The sequence below is a fragment of the sulfur-oxidizing endosymbiont of Gigantopelta aegis genome (genome assembly GCF_016097415.1).
Taxonomy (GTDB): Bacteria; Pseudomonadota; Gammaproteobacteria; order GRL18; family GRL18; genus GRL18.
Genome location: NZ_JAEHGE010000001.1, coordinates 2,313,382 through 2,336,210 on the forward strand (window position 1 = coordinate 2,313,382; position 22,829 = coordinate 2,336,210).

11 protein-coding genes, 3 pseudogenes and 4 CRISPR repeat arrays (1 of these 18 running past the window's edge) are annotated in these 22,829 nt (G+C 41.5%); of the genes and pseudogenes, 12 read left to right on the forward strand and 2 right to left on the reverse strand.

Annotated elements, in window-relative coordinates; translation table 11 throughout:
• The first annotated feature begins 131 nt into the window (after nucleotides 1–131).
• Nucleotides 132–2,165, forward strand: coding sequence for a DNRLRE domain-containing protein (locus JEU79_RS11630; RefSeq protein ID WP_198264264.1), 2,034 nt, complete (start codon nucleotides 132–134; stop codon nucleotides 2,163–2,165).
• A 7-nt stretch (nucleotides 2,166–2,172) separates the two neighbouring features.
• On the opposite strand, the gene JEU79_RS11635 is transcribed toward JEU79_RS11630, so the two are convergent.
• Nucleotides 2,173–3,033, reverse strand: a complete 861-nt coding sequence (locus JEU79_RS11635) for a BrxR family helix-turn-helix transcriptional regulator (protein ID WP_246540188.1) — start codon at nucleotides 3,031–3,033, stop codon at nucleotides 2,173–2,175.
• Between the two features lie 131 nt (nucleotides 3,034–3,164).
• Here JEU79_RS11635 and JEU79_RS11640 point away from each other — a divergent pair.
• The 10 genes and pseudogenes from JEU79_RS11640 (at nucleotide 3,165) to cas2 (ending at nucleotide 13,441) form a co-directional block, all read left to right on the forward strand.
• Nucleotides 3,165–4,114: pseudogene (locus tag JEU79_RS11640) on the forward strand (IS1595 family transposase).
• A 203-nt stretch (nucleotides 4,115–4,317) separates the two neighbouring features.
• Nucleotides 4,318–4,716 carry an HIRAN domain-containing protein gene (locus JEU79_RS11645; RefSeq protein ID WP_198264265.1) on the forward strand — a complete coding sequence of 133 codons (399 nt, stop codon included), beginning with the start codon at nucleotides 4,318–4,320 and terminating at the stop codon, nucleotides 4,714–4,716.
• A 104-nt stretch (nucleotides 4,717–4,820) separates the two neighbouring features.
• A complete protein-coding gene (gene cas3, locus JEU79_RS11650; protein ID WP_246540190.1) occupies nucleotides 4,821–7,106 on the forward strand; it encodes a CRISPR-associated helicase Cas3' in 2,286 nt (761 codons plus the stop codon).
• A 13-nt stretch (nucleotides 7,107–7,119) separates the two neighbouring features.
• A complete protein-coding gene (gene cas5c, locus JEU79_RS11655) occupies nucleotides 7,120–7,779 on the forward strand; it encodes a type I-C CRISPR-associated protein Cas5c (RefSeq protein ID WP_198265978.1) in 660 nt (219 codons plus the stop codon).
• On the forward strand, nucleotides 7,776–9,518 hold the full coding sequence (gene cas8c / locus JEU79_RS11660; protein WP_198264266.1) for a type I-C CRISPR-associated protein Cas8c/Csd1: 1,743 nt from the start codon (nucleotides 7,776–7,778) through the stop codon (nucleotides 9,516–9,518). The genes cas5c and cas8c overlap by 4 nt, the downstream gene beginning before the upstream one ends.
• A gap of 2 nt (nucleotides 9,519–9,520) precedes the next feature.
• Entirely contained in the window at nucleotides 9,521–10,381 is an 861-nt protein-coding gene (gene cas7c / locus JEU79_RS11665) for a type I-C CRISPR-associated protein Cas7/Csd2 (RefSeq protein ID WP_198264267.1), read from the forward strand.
• 62 nt (nucleotides 10,382–10,443) lie between these two features.
• On the forward strand, nucleotides 10,444–11,478 hold the full coding sequence (locus JEU79_RS11670) for a virulence RhuM family protein (protein WP_198264268.1): 1,035 nt from the start codon (nucleotides 10,444–10,446) through the stop codon (nucleotides 11,476–11,478).
• Nucleotides 11,475–12,107: a CRISPR-associated protein Cas4 gene (gene cas4, locus JEU79_RS11675; protein ID WP_198264269.1), complete on the forward strand. Its 633-nt coding sequence runs from the start codon at nucleotides 11,475–11,477 to the stop codon at nucleotides 12,105–12,107. The genes JEU79_RS11670 and cas4 overlap by 4 nt, the downstream gene beginning before the upstream one ends.
• Before the next feature lie 21 nt (nucleotides 12,108–12,128).
• Nucleotides 12,129–13,145, forward strand: a complete 1,017-nt coding sequence (gene cas1c / locus JEU79_RS11680) for a type I-C CRISPR-associated endonuclease Cas1c (protein ID WP_198264270.1) — start codon at nucleotides 12,129–12,131, stop codon at nucleotides 13,143–13,145.
• A 2-nt stretch (nucleotides 13,146–13,147) separates the two neighbouring features.
• The gene (gene cas2, locus JEU79_RS11685) at nucleotides 13,148–13,441 is read left to right on the forward strand and encodes a CRISPR-associated endonuclease Cas2 (protein WP_198264271.1); all 294 of its coding nucleotides are present in this window, start codon (nucleotides 13,148–13,150) and stop codon (nucleotides 13,439–13,441) included.
• Between the two features lie 175 nt (nucleotides 13,442–13,616).
• Nucleotides 13,617–18,567: direct repeats of the CRISPR family, unit length 31 nt; unit sequence GTCGCGCCTTCACGGGCGCGTGGATTGAAAC.
• A gap of 101 nt (nucleotides 18,568–18,668) precedes the next feature.
• Nucleotides 18,669–19,480: a CRISPR direct-repeat array (repeat unit 31 nt; unit sequence GTCGCGCCTTCACGGGCGCGTGGATTGAAAC).
• A 317-nt stretch (nucleotides 19,481–19,797) separates the two neighbouring features.
• On the opposite strand, the pseudogene JEU79_RS11690 reads toward cas2, so the two are convergent.
• Nucleotides 19,798–20,947, reverse strand: a pseudogene (locus tag JEU79_RS11690) (IS3 family transposase); the annotation flags it as partial.
• An 86-nt stretch (nucleotides 20,948–21,033) separates the two neighbouring features.
• Nucleotides 21,034–21,326: a CRISPR direct-repeat array (repeat unit 32 nt; unit sequence GTCGCGCCTTCACGGGCGCGTGGATTGAAACA).
• A gap of 125 nt (nucleotides 21,327–21,451) precedes the next feature.
• Here JEU79_RS11690 and JEU79_RS28560 point away from each other — a divergent pair.
• Nucleotides 21,452–22,564, forward strand: a pseudogene (locus JEU79_RS28560) (IS3 family transposase); the annotation flags it as partial.
• A gap of 191 nt (nucleotides 22,565–22,755) precedes the next feature.
• Nucleotides 22,756–22,829: direct repeats of the CRISPR family, unit length 31 nt; unit sequence GTCGCGCCTTCACGGGCGCGTGGATTGAAAC; it runs 664 nt beyond the window's last position.

A 22,829-nucleotide genomic window follows, 5' to 3' on the forward strand; every position in this document is an offset into this window, starting at 1 on the left:
GCACAAAAGACGTGCCCACGCTACGAAGCTAGCTTGGTTAAATGTTCATTTTTTGTACTTTATCTCATAAATGTTTTCTTAATCGCTTATGATATTAAAAAATAGCATGAATGTTTACTGGGGTAGTCGTTATGAAATACAAAAAAAAGCATCAGCATATCGTTGCAGCACTATTATTAGTCCCGTTCTTTATTGTTTTGAGCGGTACACAAGCAATTGCTGCAACGGCTGTATCAAACACGGGCATGACCAGTCATTTAAAACTGTCTATCATGACCACTGCCAATGACGTCATTGCCCCCTCAATTCCTAAGCAGCTCAAGTCAATATCGGCCAATAATAGCTCTCAAGTTATCATTCAATGGAATGCCGCCAGTGACAATATTGCGGTATCAGCCTATCGTGTTTACCGCAATGGACGCTTGTTAAGTAATGTCAGCAATGGTCAGCAATTGATTGATACCGATATTAGCCCCGGTCAAAGTTATGAATATCAGGTTTCAGCTATAGATGCGAAAAACAATGAATCTAAATTATCTGCGGCACTAAAAATCACAGTCAACTTTGATACGAAACTTTTAATTCCCTCAGAAGGTGGTGAAGGTAAAGCCTTTAATGATGGCGCATCATGGACACATTTTAATAAAGGTGCTGGCTTAATTTGGAAAAATAAAGGCGGTGATTATATCGATGCCAATGGCGTGGCTCAAGGCACAAGCCCTTGGGCTGAGCAAACCATTATTGATACCAATTCGACCAAGCCTATCATGTGGAATGTAACGACGTTAGTGCAAGCATGGAACAATCAAGACTACCCCAATCGAGGTTTTCATCTGCGTCAGGTGTCGGGTTCAACCGGCCCTGTTGATTATGTAACACAAGAGCATAGTGATAGTGCTTTACGCCCCTTGCTGACAGTCACGACAAAAAATTCAGGCACACTGACTTTTTCTCCGCAAGTGGATACTCACCTTACCTCCTATACTTCTACGCTGACAGCGGGTCAAGATACCGGTATGCGGGTGCGTAATAATACCAATAATATCATCTTATGGTTTGATCTAGAGTCACTGAAAGGCAAGCTCATCAGCAGCGCTGAATTAAAACTAACCACCACCGCACAATATACCAATAGTGATTCCGTGCATGGCCTATTCGCCGTGACCACGACACAATGGGATAATACTGCTCCGGTTCAGGGGTTGGCTGCACAGTATCCCAATGATAAAGGCATTGCCAATCATCCTGATGTGTATTTGCACGATTCATTTGATAGCAATGATGTCGTGGATGGAGGACAATATTTATCGCCTACGGCAACCGGTGGTCATGCCAAAAACTATTGGTCATGTGATGATTTATCCCCCGTTGGCCGACAAAAAGATGGCAGTCAATCGACTCCTGCACCCGGCATTCCCGGCTATAAAGCAATGGATAATGGCAATGCGCTCTGCCTGCGAATCAAATATGAAGACGGGCCTCCCAATACTCAGGGTTTGGGAAATTATGGGGTCAGTATTGGCGAGAAAGTAGGTAATTTTTCCAACCAGCAGCAAACCGACGAATTGTTTGTGCGGATCTACATCTTTCTCGGTGAAACCTGGGGTGAAAACATTAAACAACAAGGTGGCAAACGTCCTGGTGGTATCTCTGGACGACAAGTTAACACAGCCTATGCCGCAGGCTGGGGCGGTCGAACCACTAACGGCGCTAATGGTTGGTCTGCCCGTGGCGGTTATGCCGAAGAAGTTCCCTTTGGCAATAATCCATTAGAGGGCTATACCCCATTCACCACCTATTTATATCATGCCGATCAAAGTGGTGCTTATGGTGATGCTATCCGGTGGAACAAAACCCCCAATGGTTTGATCAAAAAAGGTCAATGGCATAGCATTGAGCAACAAGTCACCATGAATACCCGCGATGGCAAAAACATCAAAGGTTCATCCGGTGCCAAAGATGGCATAGTCCGAGGCTGGGTTGATGGTCGTTTGGTGTTTGAAAAAACCAATGTGCGTTTCACTGACATGGACTACATTAATATTGATGTCGCCGACTTTGGTTTATATTATGGCGGTGTTAAAAACACCCCCTATGATCAACACATGGCCATTGATAATATCGTGATTTCCAAATCCTATATCGGCCCGATGAAAAGGCAATAAGCTCAGGCTAATATAAATACTGTTTTACTTGCTCATAGTTTTCCAATACCAGTTGCTGTGCTTCGGGAGACTGTTCGGGGAGGCTGGGTGTCATGCGCAAATATTGCAAATAATAGTTGGCCAGTGCTGCCCGAGTCGTGATTTCTAAGGTTTGCTTCTTCATATTATAATCACGAGCAATAATACTTTGTTGAAATTCAGACAAACGTGGATCGGGAATAATGTTTAAGATAATGTGTGTGTTCCATGCGATATCACCCTCAACCCCATGCTCCGAAGGCAATACTACTTCGGGCACCGAACTAATACGAGACAAAACAAAATCACGATAATCATTGTTTTTTTCACAATGCGCACGTACATGCCAGCGATAACCCGAATACACCAATGAATGAGGAGTGATAACACGCCCTTCATCTGTGCCAGAGGTAAAAGATGAATACTGAATATCAAGTCGGTCAATCTGATAGATTGCAGCAATAATCGGGCGAATATTTTCAGGTACAATATGTCTTGCAGGTGAAAAAATGACTTCTGTATTAGCTGCCTCCATTTTCAAATAGCTGAGATGAGCGCTTAAATCATTGTTACTATTAAGCAATTGCATATATTCATCAAAAGAGCCCTTTGTCACAACGGGCTTAAAATTGTCAGTGGGCTTAAAACCTTTGAGGTGTTTGTCATAAACCAAATTCTCATCTGATATTTCAGTTCTATAACGTTCAATAATTTTCGAGCCCTGTTGACGTCCAATCGCAAACGCATTGACTAAATGAGTCGCTGTTAAACGACCTTCCCATAATGCCATGATTTCTATCAATTGATATTTGAGTAACAAACTTAAACTATAGGTTTCTTGATTACCCACAAAGCTCCGCCATATTTCGATAATTATACTATAATTATACTATAATTATACTATAATTATACTATAATTATACTATAATTATACTATAATTATACTATAATTAAAGTATAGATTATGTGTGGAGTAGAATGATGTCAAAAAATAAAATTCAGTTTCAAGAAGGTTATAGTTTATTTGAGCTTTTTAATGATTATGGCACTGACAAACAGTGCCGACAAGCCTTATTTAAATGGAAATTTCCTGATGGATTTGTTTGCCCAGAGTGTGGCAATAAGACTTATTGCACTCTAGAACATCGCCATCTTTATCAGTGCCACCATTGTCATCATCAGACATCAGCAACCTGTGGGACAATATTTGATAGTACCAAACTGCCTTTATCTAAGTGGTTTTTAGCGATTCATCTTATGACTCAATTGAAGACAGCGGTTTCAGCATTAGAATTAAAGAGACAGCTTAAGGTAAGCTACAATACAGCCTGGAGTATGAAACAAAAGATCATGCAGGTTATGAAAGAACGTGATGACAGTAAACCTTTATCAGGCATCATTCAAATTGATGATGCCTACTGGGGGGTGGTGAGCACAGAGGCGGCTCCAGAGGTCGTGGTTCAGAAAATAAAACACCGTTCGTTGCAGCCGTTTCTACTAATGAAGATGGACACCCGATTGCAATGAATTTAAATGTGCTTAAAGGGTTTAAATCCAGTGAAATAAAACGATGGGCACAAACTCATTTAACACCTGGAAGTACTGTTTACTCAGATGGGTTAAATTGTTTTCCTGCGGTTAAAGAAGCTGACTGTAAGCATGTTCCAATCGTCACGGGTGGTGGTGCGGCAAGTGTTGATAAAATTGAGTTTATCTGGGTTAACACTATGATAGGTAATATTAAAAACTCTATGAAGGGAAGCTATCATTCCATTAACTCAAAACATTTACCTCGGTATCTTGCTGAATTTTGTTATCGGTTTAATAGACGCTTTAACTTAAAAGACATGATGCCAAGGTTTTTATGCGTGGCGATGAAAACGCCACCTATGAATGGAAAGCTCCTAAAAATGGCGGAGCTTTATGGGTAATCAAGATAGGTTTTGTTGATATTATTTTTACCTGTCATTGCGCTTCCCGCTTAAATCGCTATTCCATAACAATACCCCACAATAATGGCATGTGCCTGAAAAAGCGACATGTCACTTTTTGCATCGTATACACCGACAATAAATAAGGATACTCTATCTTATAGCCTTATTAAATGAAAAAGGAAAAGAAAAAGGACAACATCATGCAAAATAGACGTTCACTACTAAAGAACTTTCTTAGTCTACCGCTGTTGTTTGGTTTCCAACAACAAAGTCAGGCATTACCGGTACAGAAAAAAACCGTATTAATTAACCGTTTTTCTATTGCGGGCTTTCAATACTATGATGGCCAATCATGCCTTAAAGAAATAAAGCAAAATGACGTCCTATTATTGTCAGAAGAACCGGATAATCAGTATGATAAATATGCGGTTGAAGTGTCATTCCAGAGTAAAAAGCTGGGTTATGTCCCCAGAACTGATAACAAACATATCAGTCGAATCCTACAGTCAGGAGGAAAATTAACTGTTAAGGTAGATGAGATTGATTCAGAAAAATATGCTTGGGATGCGGTCAGGGTGTTGGTTTATATGGAAGTTTGAATGGTTCAAGTTGCTGATTAAAAAGATAAAATTTAATGTTGAAGGCTGCAGATAAAATAGTGTGATATCTAAAAACTAATTTAGGATTAGAGAGACTGTAAAATTTGTCAAATTACAAAATAGATAGAATTAAAGTTGCACATGTAAAATTAAAAGAAAATGATGAATGGGATGAGCCACATATACTGGATGATCATTTGCGTTGTGTAAAAAAGTTAGCTGCAGAATTTGCCAAGGATATTGATCCTGATTGGGCAGTTTTGTCAGGGATTTGGCATGATTTGGGCAAATATCGAAAAAGATTTCAGGATTATATTCGCTTACAATCAGGCTATGAGCAAGAAAATGCGCATATTGAAAATGGTAAAAGAGCACCTCATTCAACGGCAGGGGCAATTCATTCGACTAAAATGTTACCTCTAGGCTTAGGCCATATTATTTCTTATTTGATTGCAGGTCACCATGCAGGTTTGCCTGATTGGGATGGTGGTAAAGGCAGTCTTAAATACCGGCTTGTAGATGGAATTGAAGAATATCAAGAAGCTCTGGCAGAAAATATACCTGTGGATATCCTGCATGGAGAATGTCCCGAACTACCTGAAGTAGCAAAATCAGTTGAAAGTATCTCTTTATGGATGAGAATATTGTTTTCCTGCTTGGTTGATGCGGATTTTCTGGATACAGAATTATATATGCAACCGAAAAAATCGGCACAAAGAAATACTGGTGCAAGCCTTGAGTTACTTCAAACTCGTTTTACATCTGAAATGGAAGTATTAAAGAAAAACAGTATTAAGTCTGAATTAAATAACATTCGAAATAATATTTTGCGTGAAAGTATGCTTGCCGCGCACTGGCAACCGGGGTTGTTTAGTTTAACGGTGCCGACAGGGGGAGGTAAAACACTATCTAGCCTGGCTTTTGCATTGGAACACGCTCGAATTCATAATAAGAAACGTGTTATTTATGCTATTCCATTTACCAGTATTATTGAACAAAATGCAGATGTATTTAGACGTTTTATCGGTGATGATGCCGTGTTGGAACATCATAGCAGCTTGGATGTTGCGCCTAACAAAGAAAATAACAAATCAAGATTGGCTGCCGAGAATTGGGATGTACCTTTAGTTGTGACCACTAATGTTCAATTATTTGAATCTTTATTTGCATCACGTACCAGCCGTTGTCGTAAACTACATAATTTGGTTAATAGTGTCATTATATTGGATGAGGCGCAACAAATTCCACGGGACTTTCACGCGCCTATTACACAGGTGATGCAGCAGTTATCTGAACACTTTGGTGTGACATGGGTGTTATGTACGGCAACACAACCTGTACTAACTGAGTCAAAAAATACCTTCGGACAGGTTTTATTAAAAGGTTTAAATAATGTTCGTGAAATTGTATCGAATCCGATTGAGCTTTCCATGCAATTAAAGCGCGTTGAAGTGAAGCTTCCAGCAGCGGATGAGCCAAAATTAAGTTGGGATGAATTGGCTCTTAAACTTAAAACAGAGGATAGTGTACTTACTATCGTAAATACCAGAAAGCAGGCTAGGAAACTTTTTGAATTACTGCCTGATGATAAAAATAATCTACACCTATCTGCAAATATGTGCGCACAGCATAGAACAGAAATAATTGAGCAAATTAAAGAACGATTAGAAGAAAGAAGAAATGGAGGTCAAAGGCCATTAAGAGTTATTAGTACGCAACTAATTGAAGCTGGGGTTGATGTGGATTTTCCTGTCGTTTATCGTGCAATGGCTGGGCTTGATTCAATTGCACAATCAGCAGGTCGTTGTAATCGAGAAGGTAAATTAAAAGAATTGGGTAAAGTGATTGTTTTTAAAGCTGAGCATCCATCTCCACCAGGTTTTTTGAAACAGGGTGAGGAAATAACCAGTGAATTAATAGCATCGGGTCAACTCGATGAACCATTGTCACCCAATAGTTTTGCAAAATATTTTTCATTGATGAATGCAAAAGGTGATAGAGATAAACATGGTATTTTGGATTTATTGAGGGCTAGTCAAAGCAGTGACGCACCTCTTGCTATTCAGTTTCGAACTGCGGCAGAAAAGTTTAGGTTAATTGATAACAATGGCGTGTCAATTATTGTGCCGTTCAAACCCGATGGCTCTGATTTAAGTCCGGTAGAGGGATGGATTGGTCAGCTTGAGGCAGATCCTTTGCAAAAATGGGTTTATAAAAAGCTACAACGCTATACTGTTTCAATAACAGAAAATATGGCTAAGCAATTTCAGGTAAATGGCTGTATTGATGTCAGAGCTGGATTGTTTGTACTACTTGATAGTTTTTATCATGTACTTTGGGGTGTTGATACACCGGATATATTGATTTCACCAGAAGATAGTGTGTTTTAAATTAGGGGGGGCTATGGGGTTTTGCTTAGAAGTGACAGGGGATTATGCCTGCTTTACTCGGCCAGAAATGAAAGTAGAGCGAGTTAGTTATGATGTGATTACACCGTCTGCTGCTCGGGCTATATTCGAAGCTGTTTTATGGAAGCCTGCGATTGAATGGCATATCCATAAAATTGAAGTCTTAAAACCGATTCGTTGGGTCAGTATTCGACGTAATGAGGTTGGTGCTGTATTACCTGTTGGCAATATTAATAAAGCCATGAAAGGAGGGGCATTACCTGCTTTATATGTTGAAGATGCTAGGCAACAAAGGGCGGGATTATTTCTAAAAAACGTGGCTTATCGACTTCATGGTAGCTTTTCATTAACAAAAAATGCAGGCGATTCTGATAACGTCGGTAAATTTGTGGAAATGTTTAAACGCAGAGCAAAGAAGGGGCAGTGTTTTAATCAACCTTACTTAGGTTGTAGAGAATTTTCCTGTGATTTCCGACTAATTGAGGAGCTTGAAAATGAAAACTCCACAATTGAGGAAAGCAGGGCACTAGGCTGGATGCTATATGATATGGATTATCAGCAATCAAATAATCCCATGCCATTATTTTTTAATGCTGTTATGAACAATGGTGTAATAGATGTGCCAGAAAAACAAAGTGATGAGGTTCGAGGATGATATTGCAAGCCTTATGTGATTACTATGATCGTAAGCAGGATGATTTACCTCCATTCGGCTTTGAAGAAAAAGCGATCCCCTTTATCGTTGTTATTGATGAAGCCGGTCAATTTATTCAACTAGATGATAATCGAGAAATAGAGGACGGTAAAACCACCATAAAGCCAGTCCGAGTACCAAAAGCATCAGGTAGAAGCGGTGCTAAATCTTATGAAACGGCATATTGTTTGTGGGATCACTATGGTTATATTGCTGCGCAACCCAAACTAGCAAAACCTGCAGATACGCCTAAAGAAAAAGAAATAGAAGATGCAAAAAAACAGCATAGAAGTTTTAAAAATCTAGTTTCTAATTTAAGTAGTGAACTATCTGAAGATTCTGGCGTTAAAGCCGTCGATTTATTTTTAAATTCAGAAAATGAAGTTGAAAAACTGAAAGCACACGAAACATGGAAGGAATGTTTGAAAATAAAAGGGTGCAATTTAACTTTTAGATTATCAGGGAATTCTCATTTAGTTTGTCAATCTCAACAGGTTATTAATTGGGTTGAGCGGCAAGCATTGCCTGAGTCTAGTGTGCACGATGGCTTTTGTTTAATTACAGGAAAAAAGAGTAAGATTGTTCGGTTGCATGATTCTGTGAGTGGTGTTAATCAAAAACCTGCACCCCTAGCGGCTATTAATGAGCCTGCATATACTTCATTTGGAAAAGATAAGGGGTTTAATTTTCCCGTTAGTGCAGAATCTTCTTTTAAATATGCAGCTACATTAAATTACTTGTTACGTAAATCATCACAAACAAAATTTCGTATCGGTGAAACCTCATATGTGTGCTGGTCTGATAAAAATAATGCTTTGGAGAATACCTTAGTTTCAATATTTACAGATGCAAAAGATGATCCCGATGCAACTACTCAGGCTGTAAAGAGTTTATTTTCTACTATTCATAATGGGGCTTATATTGAAAATGATGGTAATGATAAGTTTTTTGTATTGGGGCTAGCGCCAAATTCAGCTCGCATTGTCGTAAGGTACTGGCAAGTAGATACTATAGCAGAGTTTTCTGAAAAAATTGCACAATGGTTTAATGATATTGATATTAGTGGACGCGATCATTCTGGCTATCCACCATTAAAGAAATTACTTCGTACCACTGCACTTCAATATAAAGATGACAATATATCTCCTAATTTACCAGCAGATGTTATTCGAAGTATTTTAACAGGAACAAGGCTACCTGATACATTTCTTCAAGCAACATTACGAAGAGTTAGAGCCGAGCAAGGCAAAGTCAGTTTTAATCGTGCTTGCATAATAAAAGCCTGTCTAAATCGTAAATACCGTTTCTCAACTACTAAGCAGAGGGAATTAACCGTGTCACTCAATAAAGAAGAAAAACGACCAGGCTATTGCTTAGGTCGTTTGTTTGCCGTGTTAGAAAAATTACAGGCAGATGCACAGCCAGGTATCAATGCTACTATTCGAGATCGTTACTATAGCAGCGCAAGTTGTACGCCAAAATCTGTGTTTGGCACATTAATGCGCTTATCAACTCATCATCTTAAAAAATTGGAAAACCCGGGCTGGAGAATTAATGCAGAGAAGCGCATTGGCGAAGTCATGGGCTGTATTTCTGAATTTCCATCGCATCTTAATCTGGAAAATCAGGGGCTGTTTGCCATTGGTTACTATCACCAAAAACAAGATTTTTATACTAAGAATTTGGATAAAGGGGAATAATTATGGGTCTTAATAATCGCTATGAATTTGTTTTGTTATTTGATGTAAAAGATGGAAATCCAAATGGAGATCCGGATGCCGGAAATTTACCACGTATGGATGCAGAAACAGGTATGGGGTTGGTTACGGATGTTTGTTTGAAAAGAAAAGTGAGAAACTTTGTTCAAATGACGCAAACTGATAATGCAAACAGAAAAATATTTGTTCGTGAAAAAGCAATATTGAATAATATGATTGATGAATCACATGAGCAAGAAGGGGTAAAAGATAAAGAGAAAGGTGATAAAACAGAAGCTGCAAAAAATTGGATGTGTAAAAATTATTATGATGTTCGTACTTTTGGTGCTGTTATGAGTACGGGAAAAAATGCCGGACAGGTTCGAGGGCCAATACAAATGACTTTTTCTCGATCAATTGATCCAGTTGTTGCATCTGAGCATACTATTACACGCATGGCCGTCACTACATCTAAAGAAGCAGAGGCTCAAAGTGGTGAAAACCGTACCATGGGTCGAAAATTCACCGTCCCCTATGGTTTGTACCGTTGCCATGGGTTTATCTCTGCTCATCTGGCAAAACAAACAGGCTTTGATGAAGATGATTTGGAATTATTCTGGCAATCATTAATGCAAATGTTTGATCACGATCGTTCTGCCAGCCGTGGTGAAATGAGTGCTAGAGGCTTGTATGTATTTAAACACAGTAATGCGCTTGGCCATGCACCAGCAACAGTATTGCTTGATCGAGTTCAGGTACAGAGAAAAGAAGAATGTGATATTGCCAGAAATTTCAATGACTATCAGGTGGAAATTGATGATTCAAACTTACCTGAGGGTATAGAACTGATTAAATTGTTAGGTTAAAAATAAATGTTTAAGTGACCCATCTCTAAATTAATTATCTACAAAACTCAAGACAAGCCCGAATGAGCAGAAAAAAAATCACAAGCAACCCTACAAATTTATTTACGGAGTTTATTCTCTATACCACGCCAGATAATAAAGTAAAGGTTGAGATATTTTTAAAAGATGAGAATATTTGGCTGACTCAGGATAAAATTGCCGAACTTTTTGGGGTGCAGAGACCGGCAATCACTAAGCACCTGAAAAATATTTTTGCATCTAGTGAGTTAGTTAAGGATTCAGTTAGTTCCAAAATGGAACTAACTGCCCAAGATGGTAAAAACTACAAGACTAATTGTTACAATCTTGATGCAATTATCTCTGTGGGCTATCGTGTCAACTCAATACAGGCAACACATTTTCGCATTTGGGCAACGGAGCGCCTTAAAGAGTACATTATCAAGGGTTTTACCATGGATGATGAACGACTTAAGAACCCTGAGCGTGTCTTTGGCGAAGATTACTTTGAAGAACAGCTGGAACGTATTCGCGATATTCGTTCTAGTGAACGTCGTTTTTATCAGAAAATTACAGATATCTTCGCTCAGTGTAGTGTGGACTACAGGAAGAACACGGAAGAAACAAAACGATTTTTTGCAACAGTTCAAAATAAACTACATTGGGCTATTACCCAACAGACGGCTGCAGAAATTGTTCATGAACGGGCTGATAGTCGAAAACAGAACATGGGGCTTAATTCATGGAAAAATGCTCCCGCAGGCCGAGTTCGAAAACCTGACGTTTGGATTGCGAAAAATTACTTGAATAAAATAGAGCTGGATGAGTTAAACCGTATTGTAACAATGTATTTGGATTATGCTGAAATGCAAGCCAAGAAGATGCAAGTCATGAGCATGCATGATTGGTCTAAAAAATTGGATGCATTTCTTCATTTTAATGAAAGGGAAATTCTGGAAAATGCAGGGAAAATCACTGCTGAAGTAGCTAAAAATTTTGCTGAGTTAGAATTTGAAAAATATCGCATTGTTCAAGATAGATCATTTAAATCAGACTTTGATGAACTGCTAGAGTCACAGAATAAAGATAAGAATAAATGAGCGATGATGCACAAACTATTATGCTCTCCGCCCTACAACATTACGCTTACTGTCCACGGCAGTTTGCTTTAATTCATATTGAGCAGGTTTGGGCTGATAACTATTTTACGGCTCACGGCAATCTATTACATGAGCGTGTTGACAGTTGTGAGCCTGAACAACGCGGTAATGTGCGCTATGAACGAAGTGTTGCGGTAAAATCAAAGCACTTACGTATTACTGGAAAACTCGATCTGTTGGAAATTGAAGGTAATCCTCCGGTGCGATACTTTCCGGTGGAATATAAGCGTGGTAAACCAAAAATTGAAAGCTGGGATAAAATTCAACTATGTGCTCAAGCCCTTTGTCTTGAAGAAATGCGTAACATTACGATTGATAAGGGTGCACTATGGTATTGGCAAGTAAGAAAGCGTGAGCAGGTATCATTGGATGATAAATTGCGTTCTGAAACAATAGCTGCCATTGATGATGCTCATTTGATTTTAAGTTCAGGGAAAACACCATCGCCAACTAACCAAACAAAACGTTGTAGAGCTTGTTCTCTCGTTGATTTGTGCGAGCCTGATACCTTTAGAGAAGATCATTCCAAAAGTTATATTAATGAATTATTTGAACAAGTAAGAAAATAAGGAATACTGTATCAGAATATTATGAAAAAATTACTGAACACTCTTTATATTACGCGCCAAGAAAGCTATCTTCATAAAGAGCGTGAAACTATTATTATAAAAAAGGGCAAGGATAAACTCGGTCAGTTTCCGGCTATCAATATTGCTAACATTCTTTGCTTTGGACAAGTATCTGTATCCCCTTTTCTTATGGGCTTTTGTGGAGAGCAGGGAATTAATCTCTCTTTTTATAGCGAATATGGTAAATTTCTTGCCCGAGTACAAGGTAAACAGTCAGGTAATGTTTTACTGAGGCGAGCCCAATATCGTTGGGCAGATGATACTGAGAAATCAGTCTCTATTGCTCGTTTGATAGTAGCGGCTAAAATTGCCAATAGTCGTGCAGTGCTATTGCGTGAAATACGTAATCATGGCGAAAACATGAAATTATCCGAAGTTTCTACACATTTAGCTGCAAGTATACGTCATGCTCAGCATGCAGATAGTATCGGTGAATTGATGGGAATAGAAGGTGATGCGGCAAGTGCTTATTTTTCAGTTTTTAATGAGTTATTAATTGCTAGTGATTTTAATTTTAGTGTTAGGGTTCGCCGTCCTCCCACAGATGCTGTCAATGCATTGTTATCGTTTGCCTATACTCTGATTGGTAATGAATGTGCATCAGCCTTGCAAGGTGTTGGATTGGATCCTTATGTTGGCTATTTACATCAGGATAGGCCAGGGCGAACCAGTCTCGCTCAGGATTTGTTGGAGGAATTCCGAGCTTCTTGGGCAGATCGTTTTGTGTTGACGCTAATTAACCGTAAACAGATTAAAGCTAATGATTTTATCACTGAAGCGAGTGGTGCTGTTCGCTTAAAAGATGATGCTAGGAAAATATTTTTGACCGCATGGCAAAAACGTAAGCAAACAGAAATACTGCATCCCTATTTGAATGAACAAATTCCTATTGGACTGTTACCTCACTGTCAGGCAATGCTCTTAGCTAGACATATTCGGGGTGACACTGAATTTTATACCCCCTATTTGGTTAAATAATTATGCTTGTACTTGTTACTTATGATGTTAGTGTGATTTCTACCGGAGGACAGCGTCGCTTACGACGAATTGCTAAAACGTGTTTAGATCATGGCATGAGGGTGCAAAATTCTGTTTTTGAATGTGAAGTCACACCTGCACAATTTGTTCAACTTAAAAGCGAGTTAGTAGATATTTTTGATTCAAAAAAAGATAGTTTGCGTTTTTATATGCTTGGGAAAAAAGGACGTCAGAAGGTTGAACATCTTGGAGCAAAGCCTGTTTTAGATCCCATCAATGATGCTTTAATTCTTTAATCGCTAACCCTTCGTTCTCATTCATTCCCCGACAGTTTAGCGGAGCAATAAGTGACTGTTTTTTAAATGAATTTAAATGTAAATCATTTTATGATTAATTTCCTCTGTTTAAGTTTTAAGGTTAGCGGATCCTATCGATTTGTTTTTTTAATTTCAATAGGTTAGACTCGAATATGTCGCGCCTTCACGGGCGCGTGGATTGAAACCCGATTTTCCTTTTTTAAATGGCATTTTTTTAGTGTCGCGCCTTCACGGGCGCGTGGATTGAAACATCTTCGATAACTGTTTGTAATGTTCTTTTCATGTGTCGCGCCTTCACGGGCGCGTGGATTGAAACTCTTGCAATATCAAATTTTCCAGAGGTTGCATTATAGTGTCGCGCCTTCACGGGCGCGTGGATTGAAAACATCGTTATACATTTGAAATGACATTGCTATTAGTGTCGCGCCTTCACGGGCGCGTGGATTGAAACACATTCTGGCAAAAAACACAATCGATGAAATTGTTGTCGCGCCTTCACGGGCGCGTGGATTGAAACAATAAGCGTATTATTAGACTTGTTGTAAAACAATTGTCGCGCCTTCACGGGCGCGTGGATTGAAACTTGAAATAACGCCCGCAAATACCTCAAAAATGATGTCGCGCCTTCACGGGCGCGTGGATTGAAACAAGGCACAACGAGCCTCAAGGTATATTATATCAATGTCGCGCCTTCACGGGCGCGTGGATTGAAACTTCTTAAAGGCGAAGATTTAGGTTTCGGCGTTGGTGTCGCGCCTTCACGGGCGCGTGGATTGAAACTAATACGGATATCTCCCCGCTCCCAAAAATTATTGTCGCGCCTTCACGGGCGCGTGGATTGAAAAACAACATGAACGGGGCAATTGTTGATCTGTTCTCTAATGTCGCGCCTTCACGGGCGCGTGGATTGAAACATTAAATTTTGTAAATTCAGCAATAGATTGTGTCTGTCGCGCCTTCACGGGCGCGTGGATTGAAACACTAAATCCCGCCAACGATCCTAAAATCTCATTTTGTCGCGCCTTCACGGGCGCGTGGATTGAAACATAAAAAATCTGTATCAATCATTAATACAGACTGTGTCGCGCCTTCACGGGCGCGTGGATTGAAACATTACGTCGATTTGCGAGTGCTGTGATATTATCAATGTCGCGCCTTCACGGGCGCGTGGATTGAAACAAGGGAAAAAATTAGTTAATCTTTATCAAGCACCAATGTCGCGCCTTCACGGGCGCGTGGATTGAAACAGAACAAGAAATAGAACATTATTTGCAAACAGAGGTCGCGCCTTCACGGGCGCGTGGATTGAAACTCAAGTCGAACGTCGATTTTTTGATTTATGGAACTGTCGCGCCTTCACGGGCGCGTGGATTGAAACTTAAATTCACCTAACGTTATCGTTCCGCTATTTTGTCGCGCCTTCACGGGCGCGTGGATTGAAACGAGACGATAAACGGTCACATCCCACGCATCAGGGATGTCGCGCCTTCACGGGCGCGTGGATTGAAACCGGACCGGGCAAGAAGTGCATGGAAATCGGAAATGTCGCGCCTTCACGGGCGCGTGGATTGAAACCCGAATTGACAGTAACGACTGCACCTAAAGTTTTTGTCGCGCCTTCACGGGCGCGTGGATTGAAACAACAATTCGGCAATACGTTTTTCTTCATTTTCTGGTCGCGCCTTCACGGGCGCGTGGATTGAAACTGGAGATATAAAAATGATAGAACAAAAAAAATCATGTCGCGCCTTCACGGGCGCGTGGATTGAAACTATTGTTTTTAATAATGACTCTAATCGTATCAATTTGTCGCGCCTTCACGGGCGCGTGGATTGAAACGAGTGAAAATGGGGCAAGTCAAAAAAACATTAGTGTCGCGCCTTCACGGGCGCGTGGATTGAAACAATTACGCGCTGATTTATCAGACTTATATCAAACGTCGCGCCTTCACGGGCGCGTGGATTGAAACAAATTAAGTGAGCCCCGAGGGGATATAAAAATTGTGTCGCGCCTTCACGGGCGCGTGGATTGAAAACACCTGCTAAACCCCGCAATAATTTTCTAAAATTATTGTCGCGCCTTCACGGGCGCGTGGATTGAAACTGATCACAATCTTGCCAATAATGTAAAAGTTACAAGTCGCGCCTTCACGGGCGCGTGGATTGAAACAAATAACAATTAATTCCGCCATCGCCAATAGTATTGTCGCGCCTTCACGGGCGCGTGGATTGAAACATCAGTCAAATTGACGGGTTTGTATTTTTTAAAATTGTCGCGCCTTCACGGGCGCGTGGATTGAAACTGTTGTTATATCTGGTCATCATGTTGATCCATCTTGTCGCGCCTTCACGGGCGCGTGGATTGAAACCATGCACTTCTTGCCCGGGAAGGAAGCCCATTGGTGTCGCGCCTTCACGGGCGCGTGGATTGAAACACCACTCCCGCCACGTAGTAAATGGCCTGAAAGATGTCGCGCCTTCACGGGCGCGTGGATTGAAACAACTCAACAAATAAAAAAGAAATAGATAATATCGTCGCGCCTTCACGGGCGCGTGGATTGAAACAATTAATCAATGATATTGATTATGATTTTTTATATGTCGCGCCTTCACGGGCGCGTGGATTGAAACAAGAAATTATTACTTTTTTCAGGCAAACAACTCAGTGTCGCGCCTTCACGGGCGCGTGGATTGAAACTTTTGGGTGAGCGTAGCGAGGGGCAAAGCCCCTTGTCGCGCCTTCACGGGCGCGTGGATTGAAACACCACTTCCTCCGCGTAGCAAATGACCTGAAAGAGTCGCGCCTTCACGGGCGCGTGGATTGAAACAACTATTTGATAGGGATCATTTTTCAATCGATAAGTCGCGCCTTCACGGGCGCGTGGATTGAAACCCAATACCTTTGCTTTCCTAAATGTTTTCTACAAGTCGCGCCTTCACGGGCGCGTGGATTGAAACAGAAGATTTAGCGACAAAATTTAGTACTGTTAAGTCGCGCCTTCACGGGCGCGTGGATTGAAACAAAAAATGATATTGATAAATTTATAGAAAAAATGTCGCGCCTTCACGGGCGCGTGGATTGAAACCGAAATTGTTTGTGCTCTTGATTTTAATTTTTTTGTCGCGCCTTCACGGGCGCGTGGATTGAAACCTTTTCCGGTTTTTACTTCAATAAAAAAATACGGTCGCGCCTTCACGGGCGCGTGGATTGAAACTGTTGTTGTATCCGGTCATCATGTTGATCCATCGTCGCGCCTTCACGGGCGCGTGGATTGAAACCATGCCCCATTGATCCGGGATGCCCAATTAATAAGTCGCGCCTTCACGGGCGCGTGGATTGAAACCTCCATCGCCAATAGTATAAGCGACAAATTCCCCGTCGCGCCTTCACGGGCGCGTGGATTGAAACAGTCATTTCTCCTTTGTTCGCATATGAAATGGGATGTCGCGCCTTCACGGGCGCGTGGATTGAAACAGTGATATCATTAATAAAACTATTAAATTCATTAATGTCGCGCCTTCACGGGCGCGTGGATTGAAACTTTGCTGATGAAACCGACGTTGGCATCAATATCGAGTCGCGCCTTCACGGGCGCGTGGATTGAAACTTGAAATAACGCCCGCAAATACTTCAAAGAATGGTCGCGCCTTCACGGGCGCGTGGATTGAAACATATCCAGATCAGGTTCATATCCAGATCTAGGTTCGTCGCGCCTTCACGGGCGCGTGGATTGAAACCAGCGCTGCAGTGTAAACTCGATAATTGCTTCTTGTCGCGCCTTCACGGGCGCGTGGATTGAAACAACTCAACAAATAAAAAAGAAATAGATAATATCGAGTCGCGCCTTCACGGGCGCGTGGATTGAAACATTTTTAAATTATGTTGATACAGCGAGCCAAGCGCGTCGCGCCTTCACGGGCGCGTGGATTGAAACGTCCCATTCCGCCGCAGTTAATGTACTGCTCGTCGTCGCGCCTTCACGGGCGCGTGGATTGAAACAGTGGGGTGAGGGAACTGGAACTAGGTCGGAAGTGTCGCGCCTTCACGGGCGCGTGGATTGAAACCTATCTTTTTTGACTTAAATATAAGTCAAGATCGTCGCGCCTTCACGGGCGCGTGGATTGAAACCGGGCACAGAAAATGGAAAAGTTTTTAATATTGTGTCGCGCCTTCACGGGCGCGTGGATTGAAACGGGAAATTGAACTTGAGACGGACGCCCTTTGGGGTCGCGCCTTCACGGGCGCGTGGATTGAAACACTTTGCGCAAACGATTCTGCAGAATCATTTCATTGTCGCGCCTTCACGGGCGCGTGGATTGAAACTGGCTAATAATACAATCGATGAAATTGTATTATTAGTCGCGCCTTCACGGGCGCGTGGATTGAAACATTATTTTTAATAATGACTCTGATCGTATCAATTGTCGCGCCTTCACGGGCGCGTGGATTGAAACTAACTGCAAGATACGTCCCGAAAAATGATTTACCTGTCGCGCCTTCACGGGCGCGTGGATTGAAACTGGAACTGCAAACGCTTATGTTTTGACAAAAATGTCGCGCCTTCACGGGCGCGTGGATTGAAACAATATCGTTAATATCTTTGACTGCAAACCCGATGTCGCGCCTTCACGGGCGCGTGGATTGAAACCGATGTAAAATCCAGGGATATATTTATCATTTTGTCGCGCCTTCACGGGCGCGTGGATTGAAACACCATCGCTGGCAAGTTTTTCCGTCGATATAAGTCGCGCCTTCACGGGCGCGTGGATTGAAACATACATTTTTTGATAAATTGTACAAAATTCAATACGTCGCGCCTTCACGGGCGCGTGGATTGAAACTATTATCAAGTAATTGATCCAAGTTCTGTGCCGTGTCGCGCCTTCACGGGCGCGTGGATTGAAACCATATTGAACGCTGAATCCATGAGCATATCTTGGTCGCGCCTTCACGGGCGCGTGGATTGAAACACTAATAGATAAAAAAGAAGGCAGTGAAGTAGTAAAGGTCGCGCCTTCACGGGCGCGTGGATTGAAACATATTGAATACAAAACAGTTCACAAGGTATTTTGCGTCGCGCCTTCACGGGCGCGTGGATTGAAAAACACAGATTTGTTCTGCAATAATAATTTTCTTATCGTCGCGCCTTCACGGGCGCGTATTGAAACTGATCGCACAGGCTGGGTATGGACACTCACACAAAAAGGTCGCGCCTTCACGGGCGCGTGGATTGAAACTAAAAAAATCATAGAACAAGTAGTTGCACACTGTCGCGCCTTCACGGGCGCGTGGATTGAAACTTGGCAATCGATAATGGACAAAGATTAGAAAATATGTCGCGCCTTCACGGGCGCGTGGATTGAAACAATTACGCACTGATTTATCAGACTTATATCAAACGTCGCGCCTTCACGGGCGCGTGGATTGAAACCAACTTGGTTGGGGGCTTTATCATTCAGTGGGGTCGCGCCTTCACGGGCGCGTGGATTGAAACAAAATCAGTACGTTCGTGATCAACTTCTTTACAGGTCGCGCCTTCACGGGCGCGTGGATTGAAACAATTTTAAATCATGTATTTTAGTCCATGATTGTGGTCGCGCCTTCACGGGCGCGTGGATTGAAACAGATCTTAAAAATACATTAAATAAAATCAAAAAAACGTCGCGCCTTCACGGGCGCGTGGATTGAAACTTGAAATAACGCCCGCAAATACTTCAAAAAATGAGTCGCGCCTTCACGGGCGCGTGGATTGAAACATCTGCAAATACAATTCTAGCGACCACGGCAAACGTCGCGCCTTCACGGGCGCGTGGATTGAAACAACAATTCAGCAATACGTTTTTCTTCATTTTCTGTGTCGCGCCTTCACGGGCGCGTGGATTGAAACCTCCATCCCCAATAGTATAAGCGACAAATTCCCCGTCGCGCCTTCACGGGCGCGTGGATTGAAACATAACACTTGTACTGCAATCACTACAAAAATCAACGTCGCGCCTTCACGGGCGCGTGGATTGAAACAATATGAACGGGGCAATTGTTGATCTGTGATGTGTCAACACTTTTCCGGACAGTTTTCTAAATATTTTTTGGCTGTTTCAAGTGATTTTTGTCATTTTGTATTTCCTATCATTTTAGTTTCTCATGTTAACTTTAAACAGATGAAGAGAAAGGGCTTTTGCCCTCTGGAACGATAGAGCCGTTCCATTCACCCAAGGTATTTTCACAACGGTAATGATCCTGTTACAATATCTTCACGGCACAGGCTGAGGAGCCGATGGCCGTCAACGGTAATGGGCGGCATTTATGTCGCCTTTACCCCTCTTCAATCAATCGATTTAAGCTATTTCCTGCTGTATTTCATAATCGACTGGTGACAAATAATCATTAGCCGAATGAAGTCGCTCCCGATTATAAAATACCTCAATATATTCAAATATTGCCTGCTTTGCTTCTACTCTGGTTTTGAATCGACAATGGTGCGTCAATTCAGTTTTCAAACTATGAAAGAAGCTCTCTGATACAGCATTGTCCCAGCAATTTCCTTTGCGGCTCATAGACTGAATTATGTTATGATCCGACAATATTTTTCTATGACTATCAGAGGCATATTGGCTACCTCGGTCAGTATGCCAAAGCAATCCATCCATTGGTTTACGCTTCCATATGGCCATCAGTAAAGCATCATTGACTAGCTTGGCTTTCATTCGCTCATCCATCGACCAGCCAACAATTTGCCTAGAGAATAAGTCAATGACAACCGCTAAATATAACCAGCCTTCCTTGGTGGCAATATAGGTAATATCACCCACATAGTAGCGATCAGGTTGAGAGACAGTAAACTCTCTTTCCAGTAAATTTGGAGATATACGCTTATTATGCTTGGAATTAGTCGTCGCTTTAAAGCGTCTCTTCGTTTTACAAAACAAACCGGCTTTTTTCATTAATCGACCAATTCTCCGGCGGCTTATATGAACGCCTTTTTCAGCCAGTTTTCTTTTAAGACGACGGGTTCCATAAGTCTTGCGACTGTCTTCAAACAGTTTTTTTAGCTGCTCAGTAAGCGCTTCATTTTCTTTCTCTCTATCCGTTTTAGGAGAGCTAACCCAATCATAATAGCAACTACGGAAACATCCATAAAACGGCACAGAATCGTTACCGGGTACTTTAGCCTGATCAGTTATCCATGCGTACTTCACAAAGTTTCCCTTGCAAAGTACGCTGTGGCCTTTTTAATAAATCACGCTCCTGAATCACTTTTGCCAATTCTTTTTTCAGACGTTTTACTTCATCATAAATGTGTTCATCACTTCTATTGGCTACCGTCTTCACCGGTTTGGAATATTTACTGATCCAGGTATGTAGAGTATTTACATTAACACCTAGCTCCCTGGCAGTCTGAGAAACAGGTTGATCCGTCTCATTAGCTAATTTGACAGCTGATTCTTTAAATTCTGATGTATAGCTTTTATTCGGTTTTTTGTTTGATCATTCATTTTAGGTCACACTTTTTATCTTTTAGTTATTTTTAAGTTGTGTGTCCGGTTAAGTATAGCCACATTACTGGTCTCTAAGTCGCGCCTTCACGGGCGCGTGGATTGAAACTCGGGCTTGTCTACCTTGTCTGCTTTGCAGGCCAAGTCGCGCCTTCACGGGCGCGTGGATTAAAACATTGTTTTTTGCTCTTTTTATATTGCGCTATTGCGTCGCGCCTTCACGGGCGCGTGGATTGAAACATTATATTGTCACAAAAACCCAAGATCGCCCGCGTCGCGCCTTCACGGGCGCGTGGATTGAAACACAAAAAATCTCATTAGAGTGCTAAACGATAATGGGTCGCGCCTTCACGGGCGCGTGGATTGAAACAAATTTGAAACATTTGAAAAATGGTGAGTAATGTGGCTATACTTAACCGGACACACAACTTAAAATAACTAAAAGATAAAAAGTGTGACCTAAAATGAATGATCAAACAAAAAACCGAATAAAAGCTATACATCAGAATTTAAAGAATCAGCTGTCAAATTAGCTAATGAGACGGATCAACCCGTTTCTCAGACTGCCAGGGAGCTAGGTGTTAATGTAAATACTCTACATACCTGGATCAGTAAATATTCCAAACCGGTGAAGACGGTAGCCAATAGAAGTGATGAACACATTTATGATGAAGTAAAACGTCCAAAAGTGATTCAGGAGCGTGATTTATTAAAAAGGCCACAGCGTACTTTGCAAGGGAAACTTTGTGAAGTACGCATGGATAACTGATCAGGCTAAAGATTACCCGGTAACGATTCTGTGCCGTTTTATGGATGTTTCCCGTAGTTGCTATTATGATTGGGTTAGCTCTCCTAAAACGGATAGAGAGAAAGAAAATGAAGCGCTTACTGAGCAGCTAAAAAACTGTTTGAAGACAGTCGCAAGACTTATGGAACCCGTCGTCTTAAAAGAAAACTGGCTGAAAAAGGCGTTCATATAAGCCGCCGGAGAATTGGTCGATTAATGAAAAAAGCCGGTTTGTTTTGTAAAACGAAGAGACGCTTTAAAGCGACGACTAATTCCAAGCATAATAAGCGTATATCTCCAAATTTACTGGAAAGAGAGTTTACTGTCTCTCAACCTGATCGCTACTATGTGGGTGATATTACCTATATTGCCACCAAGGAAGGCTGGTTATATTTAGCGGTTGTCATTGACTTATTCTCTAGGCAAATTGTTGGCTGGTCGATGGATGAGCGAATGAAAGCCAAGCTAGTCAATGATGCTTTACTGATGGCCATATGGAAGCGTAAACCAATGGATGGATTGCTTTGGCATACTGACCGAGGTAGCCAATATGCCTCTGATAGTCATAGAAAAATATTGTCGGATCATAACATAATTCAGTCTATGAGCCGCAAAGGAAATTGCTGGGACAATGCTGTATCAGAGAGCTTCTTTCATAGTTTGAAAACTGAATTGACGCACCATTGTCGATTCAAAACCAGAGTAGAAGCAAAGCAGGCAATATTTGAATATATTGAGGTATTTTATAATCGGGAGCGACTTCATTCGGCTAATGATTATTTGTCACCAGTCGATTATGAAATACAGCAGGAAATAGCTTAAATCGATTGATTGAAGAGGGGTAAAAGGCGACATAAATGCCGCCCATTACCGTTGACGGCCATCGGCTCCTCAGCCTGTGCCGTGAAGATATTGTAACAGGATCATTACCGTTGTGAAAATACCTTGGGTGAATGGAACGGCTCTATCGTTCCAGAGGGCAAAGCCCTTTCTTGACACATCAGGGAGATCATGTCGCGCCTTCACGGGCGCGTGGATTGAAACCTTTTCTTGCCTTGCCTGCGTTGCTTATTTGTGTCGCGCCTTC

What these genes read in the sequence shown, in the direction of transcription:
- JEU79_RS11645 (WP_198264265.1), top strand. Translation starts at nt 4,318, where the DNA reads ATGCAAAATAGACGTTCACTACTAAAGAACTTTCTTAGTCTACCGCTG.
- JEU79_RS11630 (WP_198264264.1), top strand. Translation starts at nt 132, where the DNA reads ATGAAATACAAAAAAAAGCATCAGCATATCGTTGCAGCACTATTATTA.
- cas8c (WP_198264266.1), top strand. Translation starts at nt 7,776, where the DNA reads ATGATATTGCAAGCCTTATGTGATTACTATGATCGTAAGCAGGATGAT.
- cas2 (WP_198264271.1), top strand. Translation starts at nt 13,148, where the DNA reads ATGCTTGTACTTGTTACTTATGATGTTAGTGTGATTTCTACCGGAGGA.
- cas1c (WP_198264270.1), top strand. Translation starts at nt 12,129, where the DNA reads ATGAAAAAATTACTGAACACTCTTTATATTACGCGCCAAGAAAGCTAT.
- JEU79_RS11670 (WP_198264268.1), top strand. Translation starts at nt 10,444, where the DNA reads ATGAGCAGAAAAAAAATCACAAGCAACCCTACAAATTTATTTACGGAG.
- cas4 (WP_198264269.1), top strand. Translation starts at nt 11,475, where the DNA reads ATGAGCGATGATGCACAAACTATTATGCTCTCCGCCCTACAACATTAC.
- cas7c (WP_198264267.1), top strand. Translation starts at nt 9,521, where the DNA reads ATGGGTCTTAATAATCGCTATGAATTTGTTTTGTTATTTGATGTAAAA.
- cas5c (WP_198265978.1), top strand. Translation starts at nt 7,120, where the DNA reads ATGGGGTTTTGCTTAGAAGTGACAGGGGATTATGCCTGCTTTACTCGG.